5 protein-coding genes are annotated in these 8239 nt (G+C 72.1%); 2 read left to right on the forward strand and 3 right to left on the reverse strand.

Annotated elements, in window-relative coordinates; translation table 11 throughout:
* Positions 1-46: 46 nt before the first annotated feature.
* Both ACWGIS_RS35905 and ACWGIS_RS35910 read right to left on the reverse strand, forming a co-directional pair.
* A complete protein-coding gene (locus ACWGIS_RS35905; protein WP_453366711.1) occupies positions 47-1414 on the reverse strand; it encodes a hypothetical protein in 1368 nt (455 codons plus the stop codon).
* A 302-nt stretch (positions 1415-1716) separates the two neighbouring features.
* On the reverse strand, positions 1717-4749 hold the full coding sequence (locus tag ACWGIS_RS35910; RefSeq protein WP_453366712.1) for a glycoside hydrolase family 3 protein: 3033 nt from the start codon (positions 4747-4749) through the stop codon (positions 1717-1719).
* A 274-nt stretch (positions 4750-5023) separates the two neighbouring features.
* Between ACWGIS_RS35910 and ACWGIS_RS35915 the strand changes: the two genes are divergently transcribed.
* Both ACWGIS_RS35915 and ACWGIS_RS35920 read left to right on the forward strand, forming a co-directional pair.
* A complete protein-coding gene (locus ACWGIS_RS35915) occupies positions 5024-6910 on the forward strand; it encodes a ricin-type beta-trefoil lectin domain protein (RefSeq protein ID WP_453366713.1) in 1887 nt (628 codons plus the stop codon).
* A 42-nt stretch (positions 6911-6952) separates the two neighbouring features.
* Positions 6953-7438 carry a hypothetical protein gene (locus ACWGIS_RS35920; RefSeq protein WP_453366714.1) on the forward strand — a complete coding sequence of 162 codons (486 nt, stop codon included), beginning with the start codon at positions 6953-6955 and terminating at the stop codon, positions 7436-7438.
* 141 nt (positions 7439-7579) lie between these two features.
* Here the strand turns inward: ACWGIS_RS35920 and ACWGIS_RS35925 are convergent.
* On the reverse strand, positions 7580-8239 hold a 660-nt coding region (locus ACWGIS_RS35925; protein ID WP_453366715.1), incomplete at its 5' end, for an alpha-isopropylmalate synthase regulatory domain-containing protein.

Below are 8239 nucleotides of genomic sequence, written 5' to 3' on the forward strand. Positions count from 1 at the left end.
GCTTCCCTCAGGGACGCCCCGGCCGGCCCGGTCGTGTGCGGACGGGTCAGAAGCCGCCGCCGAAGTCCCCTCCCCCGCCGCCGCCGAAGTCGCCGCCGCCTCCGCCGTCCCCGAACCCGCCGCCGAAGTCACCGGGGTCGAAGTTCGCGCCGGAGACGTCGCCGCCGTCGTAGCCGCCGTAGCCGCCGGCACCGAAGTCGCCGTAGCCGGAGCCGTAGTCCGCCGCGTACGCCGGGGAGGACATGGCGCTGCCGAGCAGCGTGCCGATCAGCAGGCCCGGGAGGATGCCGCCGCCGAAGTAGCCGCCGGCCCAGGGGCCGTAGGCCGGCCCGGCGTCCCAGTACGGGCGGCGGCCGTACGCGGTGTCGACCTCGCGGATCGCCGGGTCGAAGCCCTCGGCGAGGCGGGTGCGGTCCGCCGCGCAGACGGGCACCTCGCGGGGCGCGCCGCCCGGCGGGGTCCACGTCTCGTCGGCGACCGACGGACCGTGGCGGGGGTCGAAGAAGCAGGGGGCGCGGCGCTCGGGGAGCGGCCGTCCCTCACGGCGCGCGGCGAGCACGGCGAGCGAGTAGCGCCCGTCCTGGAGGGTCTCGGTGACCGGGCGCACGTCCTCCGGGCGCCGGGCGGCGGCCATCGACTGCTTCGCCTGCTCGTAGGCGTCCAGCGCGCGCTCGTAGTCCGCGCGCATCGCGTCGTCCGCGCCCTTCTCCCCGGGATGGAAGTCGAGCCGGTCCAGCTCCTCGCCGAAGGCGGTGATGTCCTCGTCGACGACCACGCGGAGCCGGTCGAGGGCGGCCCGCTGCTCCTCCTCCTTGCGGCGCCGGTTCCGGCGGACCAGCGTGTACGCGCCCGCGCCGCCCGCGACGGCGACCGCGCCGACGGTGATCAGCGCGCCGGCGGGCACGTCGTCCCCGCCACCGGAGCCCCAGCTCGCGGGGGCCGAACCGCGGATCCCGGCGAGGGCGCGGTCCGTGAAGTCGTTCAGCTGGGTCGCGGCGTCCTCGCCCTGGACGCTGCTGACGAGGTTCCGGACGGCCGGGCGGGTCATCACGGAGGAGTCGGCGCGCGCGTCGAACCGGTCACCCAGCCTGATCGCGTAGAGGCCGGTGATCCCGGTGGCGGTGCGCAGGTTGCTGAAGAGACTCTGCGTGGGGAAGTCCGCGGGCAGGACGGCGACGAAGACGGGCTTGTCCGCCTTCTCGATCTTCTCGGAGAGGGCGTCGGCCTCCTGCGCGGACAGCTGGGCGGAGGCGGCCGGATCGACGTAGACCGGGTTCTCGCGCAGTGCCCGCGCGACCGTCGAGACGTCGGTGGCCGCGTGGGCCGGCGGCGCGCCGGTGGAGAGCAGGGCCAGCGCGGCGAGGACGAGCGCGATCAGCAGACCGGGGAAGCCCCGGGTCAGTGCGGCCTTCATACCTTCGAAGCTACCTGAACCCGCCCGGAACCGGGCATCCGGGCCGTCCGGCTCGGGACCCCGACGCGGCCTGCCGGAAGGCCGCGCGGAAGGCCGGGGCCGACGGGTGGGCCGGGACCCCGGCGGACCGGGGGCGGCCGGCGGACCGGGGTGGCCAGTGAAGGGGGATTGCACGTGGTCAGAGGGTGGCCAGTGACCCGGGGGTGGCCGGACGTGACTTCAGGAGTAGCCAGTGACCCGGGCCGGCCGGACGTGACTCCGGAGGGGCCGGCGTGCGGCCCCTCCGGAGTTCCGGCCGGGGATCAGGCCGACTTGTACGCCGTCGTCAGCCTGGCCACCGCCTCCTTGTAACGGCCGGTCAGCAGGAGATGGTCGGCGTCGGCGAAGGGCTTGGCCGTCGCGGACGTGATCCTCGTGCCGATCTTCTGCTGGACGAGCAGCCGCGCCTTGGTCACGGCGGCGCGTCCGGCCTCGTCCGCGCCGAGCCGCTCGGCCTTCGCGGCCACCAGGGCCAGGGTCCGCAGGGCCGCGGAACCGCCCCCGGGCACCTTCGTCAGCGTCGTCAGGCCCCAGCCGTACGGGAACTGCGGGTCGTACGAGGCGTCCCCGACGTTGATCGGCAGCTGGGCCTCCGACTTGGGCCAGGTGACGGGGAGTTGACCGGTGAAGGCCCGCTTCCCGTAGAGCACGTCGGCCACGCCGTCGCCCTCGGTGCCCGGCAGCCAGGAGGCCACCAGGGCGTCGATGCCGCCGAGCCGGTCCCCGATCAGCTGGGGCCGGCCGGAGACGACCAGCACCGCGCACTTCATGGCGCCGCACACCTTGTCGACGGCGGCCTTGTCCGCGGCGGTCAGTTCCAGGTCGTTGCCGTTGCCGACGTCGCCGACACCCTCGGCGTACGGGGTCTCGCCGACGACGACCACACCGACGTCGTAGCCGTCGGTCGGGGCCGAGGCGTCCTTGGAGTAGTCGATCCTGGCTCCGGGGGCGGCCTTCTTCATGCCCTGGAGGACGGTGGTGCCGTCCGTGATGCTCCCGGACGCGCCCTGCCAGGTGATGGTCCAGCCGCCGGTCTGGTTGCCGAGGTCGTCCGCGTTGGAACCGGCGACGTACACCTTCTGGGACTTCTTCAGGGGCAGCACCCCGCCCTTGTTCTTCAGCAGCACCTGGGACTCGGCCGCCGCCTGGCGGGCCACGGCCCGGTGGGCGGACGAACCGATCCGGGACGCCTTGGCGGTGTCCGCGTACGGCTTCTCGAAGAGGCCCAGCCGGAACTTCTGCGCCAGGATGCGGGACACGGCGTCGTCCACCCGCCGCTCGCTGATCCGGCCGGCCCTCACCTCGTCGACCAGGGTCGTACGGAAGTTCTTGTACTCGTACGGGACCATGATCATGTCGAGACCGGCGTTGACGGAGGTGCGGACGTCGGAGGCGTAGTCGCCGGGGATCTGGTCGATGGCCGCCCAGTCGCTGATGACGAAGCCGTCGAAGCCCATGCGGCCCTTGAGGACCCCGTTGATCATCTCCGCGTCGGCGTGCATCTTCACCGGGCCGGCGTCGTCGCCGATGATGTCGAGCGAGGAGTAGGACGGCATGACCGTGCCGACGCCCCGGTCCACGGCGGTCCTGAACGGCGCGAGGTGCACCGCCTCCAGCTCCTGGCGGGTGACCTTCGTGATGCCCTGATCGATGGTGTAGGAGCCGGTGGCCGAGGAGCCGTACCCGGTGCCGCCGTCGCCGACGTAGTGCTTGGCCGTGGCCAGCACGCGGTCGTCGTCCTTCAGGTCCCTGCCGTCGCGGGCGCCCTGGAGACCCTGGATGACCGTCTCCATCGACTTGACGAGGGCCGGGTCCTCGCCGAAGGACTCGTAGGAACGGCCCCAGCGCTCGTCGCGCGTCACGCACAGGCAGGGCGCGAAGTCCCACGGGATGCCGGTCGCCCGCACCTCGGCCGCGGTCACCTCGCCGGTCCGCTCGGCGAGCCGGGGGTCACGGGTGGCGCCGATGCCGATGTTGTGCGGCATGACCGTCGCGCCGAAGAGGTTGTTGTGGCCGTGCACCGCGTCCACGCCGTAGATCAGCGGGATCTGGAACCGCGTCGCCTGCGCCCGGAGCTGGAAGGCGTCGATCATCCCCGCCCACGCCTCGGGCACGTTCGGGGTCGGGGTGGAGCCGCCGCCGGAGAGCAGCGAGCCGAGGTCGTACGAGGCGATGTCGCCGGGAGTCGAGAGCGCGCCGCGTTCGGCCTGGGTCATCTGCCCGGCCTTCTCCTCAAGCGACAGCCGGGAGACCAGGTCGGCGACGCGCTTCTTCACGGGAAGCCTCGCGTCCAGGTACGGCAGTCCGTGGGCGTCGATCACCACCTGCGGGTTCTCGGCGGGGGCCCTGGCACCGGTGACGGTCAGCTTCAGCGGGACGCTCTCGGCGGATTCGGCGGACCGGTCCCTGAGCGTGGGGACGCGGACCGTGCGCGAGGTGCCGGAGGCGGTGCCCGCGGGGAAGGTGACCTCGCCCTCGACCCGGGTGTAGTCGGTGCCGGCCTCGGCGGTGCCGCCGGCCGTCTCGTAGGCGACGGTGACCGCTTCGTAGATCGGGACGGAGCCGGTGGTGGCGACGGAGATCCGTACGTCGGCCGCGCCGCCCTCCTTCACGGTGTGCACGGCGGCGTCGGTGACCACGCTCGCCCGCAGGGACTGGGCGCCCTTCCCGTACAGCTCGACGCCGTCCATGGCGAAGTCGCCCTTGACGCCGGTCGGCAGGGTGAGCGCGTAGCCCCACATGCCGGTGAGGCCGAGGACCTGGTCGATACCGCCGACGGGCTGGTAGTCCGTGCGATAGGTGAAGTCGGTGAAGGGGATCTCGATCTGTTTCCAGCCGGTGAAGTCGTCCGTGAAGGACGTCGTCCACAGCTCGGAGGCCTCGCCGTTGGCGCCGCCGTCCTTGATCTCGAAACTGATCTTCTTGCCGTTGTTCCGGCCCTCCCACCAGAAGCGGATGCCCTGGTGGGCCGACCAGTCGTGGGCGGGACGGTCGAAGGCGAAGTCGTGGGTGAAGCCGCCGTATCCGCTGATCTCGTAGCCGCCGGTGAGGACCTTCGCGCCCTGGGGCGCGTCGTCGCGGGCGGTCAGCGCGAGCTCGGGCGGGTCGTCGGCGTCGCCTCCCCAGGGGAAGAGTCCCTCGGCGGGCGGATTCGCGAACGGGACCTCGCCCTCGAAGGTGTCGACGGGCACGGGCGCCGGTTCGTCGGCGCCCGCGGCCGCCCCCGCCGCGGTGAGCGGGAGCAGTCCGGTGAGCAGAGCGGCACAGGCGAGCAGGGCGGTTCTTCGCGCGGACATCCGGTCGAGCCTTCCCATGGGCTTCCTCTCGGCTCTCACGTTCCTCGGAGACGATCAGGTTCCTCTTACGGCTTAGATCACGGCGTGAGTTAACTGGCGCCCCGCCGAGCCGTCAAGACTTCACACCAGAACCGGTACACGACCAAGTCCCGTCCGGATCAGGGCCGTTGTCGCTTCGGCTTGTGAACGCGCGACCCCTTGACGAGCCCTGTCCGCCGTCAAATACTCACGGGTCGCACGCCCCACTCCCCCACCCCCAGAAGGGCGGCGCACCATGCACACCGCACGACTCACGAGGAGAACGACCCGGGCGGCGCGCCTTCTCGTCGCCGCACTGCTCACCACCGCCGGCCTCACCGCCGTCGCCGCCGCGCCCGCGCGGGCCGCCGGTGAGCAGGTCACCGCGTACCTGACCACCACGGACGACTCCGGCGGCCGCCATGTCACCCGTGGCTTGCAGGCGCAAACGCCCTTCGCCTTCCAGGCGGGCAGCGGCGGGAGCGGTGAGAACATCACCGTGGACGAGAACACCCGCTACCAGACCTTCACCGGCGGCGGCGCCTCCTTCACCGACACCGCCGCCTGGCTGATGAACAGCAGCGGGGCCCTGTCGCAGTCCACCCGGGACGCGACCATGCGCAAGCTGTTCTCCCCCACGGACGGCATCGGGCTCTCGTTCCTGCGCAACCCCATGGGCGCCTCCGACCTGGCCCGCTACGGCTACACCTACGACGACGTGCCGGCCGGGCAGACCGACGCCGACCTCTCCGAGTTCTCGATCGCACACGACCTGGCCGACGTGGTGCCGCTGACCAAGCAGGCCCGCCAGCTGAATCCGGCGCTGACCGTGACGGCCTCGCCGTGGACCGCGCCCGCCTGGATGAAGGACAGCGGCCAGCTCAACGGCGGCTGGCTCAAGGCGGAGCACTACGGCGCGTACGCCTCGTACTTCGTGAAGTACCTCCAGGCGTACCGGGACCAGGGCGTGCCGGTCGCCTACGTCACCGCGCAGAACGAGCCGACGTGCTGCGCCGGCTACCCGTCGATGAGCTGGAACGCCTCCGGGCTCGCCTACTTCACCAAGAGCGAGCTGCTGCCCAAGCTCCAGGCGGCGGGGCTGTCCACGAAGGTGCTGGCGCACGACTGGAACTGGGACGTGTACGACTCCTACGCCGCCCAGACCGTGGACGACGCGGCGGTCCGTTCGCATCCGAACTTCGGCGGGATCGCCTGGCACGGCTACGGCGGCGACGTCGCCAAGCAGACCTCCGTGCACAACCAGTACCCGTCGCTGGACGCCTTCGGCACCGAGCACTCGGGCGGGACGTGGATCGCCAACCAGCAGCGCGAGGACATGCTGAACATCGTCGACTACACGCGGAACTGGGCGAAGTCGGTGACCAAGTGGTCGCTGGCCGTGGACCAGAACCGGGGTCCGCACAACGGCGGCTGCGGCACCTGCTCGGGGCTGATCACGGTCCACAACGGCGACGGGCAGAGCGGGCAGGTCGACTACACGGTCGAGTACTACACGATGGGCCACCTGACGAAGTTCGTCCGGCCGGGCGCGCAGCGGATCGCGTCCACGGCGAGCGCGTCGGTGCCGAACGTGGCCTGGCGCAACCCGGACGGCTCCAAGGCCCTGATCGCGTACAACGACGCGTCCTCGGCGAAGACGGTGACCATCAACTGGGGCTCGCAGCACGCCACTTACTCGCTGCCGGGCAAGACGTCGGCGACGTTCACCTGGTCCGGCACGCAGGCCGGGGGCGGCGACCGGACGGGCTCCTTCGTGGGGCTCGCGGGCAAGTGCCTCGACGTGGCGGGCGGTTCCTCCGCGAACGGCTCGGCCGTCCAGCTCCAGGACTGCAACGGCTCGGCCGCCCAGCGCTGGACGGTGAAGGCCGACGGCTCGGTCCAGGCGCTCGGCAAGTGCCTGGACGTCACCTCCGCGTCCACCGCCGACGGCGCCAAGGTGCAGCTCTACGACTGCAACGGCACGGGGGCCCAGCGCTGGTCGTACAACGCCTCGACCGGCGACGTGGTGAACACGGCGGCGGACAAGTGCCTTGACGTGACGGACAATTCATCGGCCAATGGCACGAGGATCCAGATCTGGACCTGCACGGGCGCGACGAACCAGAAGTGGCGTCTGCAGTGAGGTGACGAGCGCGGCCGGGCGGCCGCCGGAGGGGCGGGGGCCGTGCGCCGAGGAGTCGCCGCGGTGGCGGGATGCGTGGCCGGAACGCTGCTGCTGACCGGCTGCGCGGCCGTCGACCTGCCGCTCGCGGCCGTCTTCAAGGGCGCGGACGGTGAGCCGGAGGTCCTGCTGCGGCCCTGCGGGGACGACTCGTACCGGGGGCCGTCGCTGGAGGACCGGGCCGACGGGGGCGGGGCGGGTGCGGGCGTCACGGGCCGGCAGGCGAAGGGGCAGCGCAGCGGGGACGCGCGTTTCCCGCTGTTAACTCCCCCGGCCGCCTGGTCACCCCGCCACCGGGGGGTGCAGCGGTTGCTGCCGCTGCACTCGTACACCCTCTCCTTCGGTCACTACGTCACCGGCGACTCGTACAACGGCGTCGTCACCTTCGCCACGGAGGACGTCGCCGCGCTGGAAGCCGGCCAGGTCTGGGCGGACGACCGCGCCATGAGCCTCGGCGAGTTCGAGGAACTCGCCGAGGACTCCTGCTGAGATCCGCGGGCCAGGGCCGGTCGTGCGGATCGGGCCGGCGGTTGACGTCCTCCGGCGCCCGGCCCCCCGGGCGCCGGAGGAACCGACCATTCGTCCCCGCGCCAGGCGGGTCGCACACCCCGTCCCGCCCGGCGGCCGGGGTCAGGCCGCCGGTTCCACCCCCGCGCGCAGCAGGCCGTACGTGTACGCGTCCTCCAGCGCCTGCCAGGACGCGGCGATGACGTTCTCGGCGACGCCCACCGTGGACCACTCGCCGGTGCCGTCGGACGTGGAGATCAGGACGCGGGTCGTGGAGGACGTGCCGTGCTTGCCCTCCAGGATGCGGACCTTGTAGTCGACCAGCTCCAGCTGGGCGAGCTGGGGGTAGATCTTCTCCAGGGCGACCCGCAGGGCCCGGTCGAGGGCGTTGACCGGGCCGTTGCCCTCCGCGGTGGCGACGATGCGCTCGCCCTTGGCGAAGAGCTTCACGGTCGCCTCGTTGGCGTGGGTGCCGTCGGGGCGGTCCTCGACGATGGCCCGCCAGGACTCGACCTCGAAGTACGTGCGGGCGCGGCCCTCGGCCTCCTCGCGCAGGAGGAGTTCGAAGGAGGCGTCGGCGGCTTCGTAGGTGTAGCCCTGGAGTTCGCGTTCCTTGACACGTTCGACGACGCGGGCGACGAGTGCGCGGTCGCCGCCGAGGTCGACGCCCAGTTCCTTGCCCTTGAGCTCGATGGAGGCGCGGCCGGCCATGTCGGAGACGAGCATCCGCATGGTGTTGCCGACCTGCTCGGGGTCGATGTGCTGATAGAGGTCCGGGTCGAC

The sequence above is a fragment of the Streptomyces sp. NPDC054842 genome (genome assembly GCF_053611025.1).

Coding starts and splice junctions, on each gene's coding strand:
- ACWGIS_RS35905 (WP_453366711.1), bottom strand. CDS start 1,414: ATGAAGGCCGCACTGACCCGGGGCTTCCCCGGTCTGCTGATCGCGCTC.
- ACWGIS_RS35910 (WP_453366712.1), bottom strand. CDS start 4,749: ATGTCCGCGCGAAGAACCGCCCTGCTCGCCTGTGCCGCTCTGCTCACC.
- ACWGIS_RS35915 (WP_453366713.1), top strand. CDS start 5,024: ATGCACACCGCACGACTCACGAGGAGAACGACCCGGGCGGCGCGCCTT.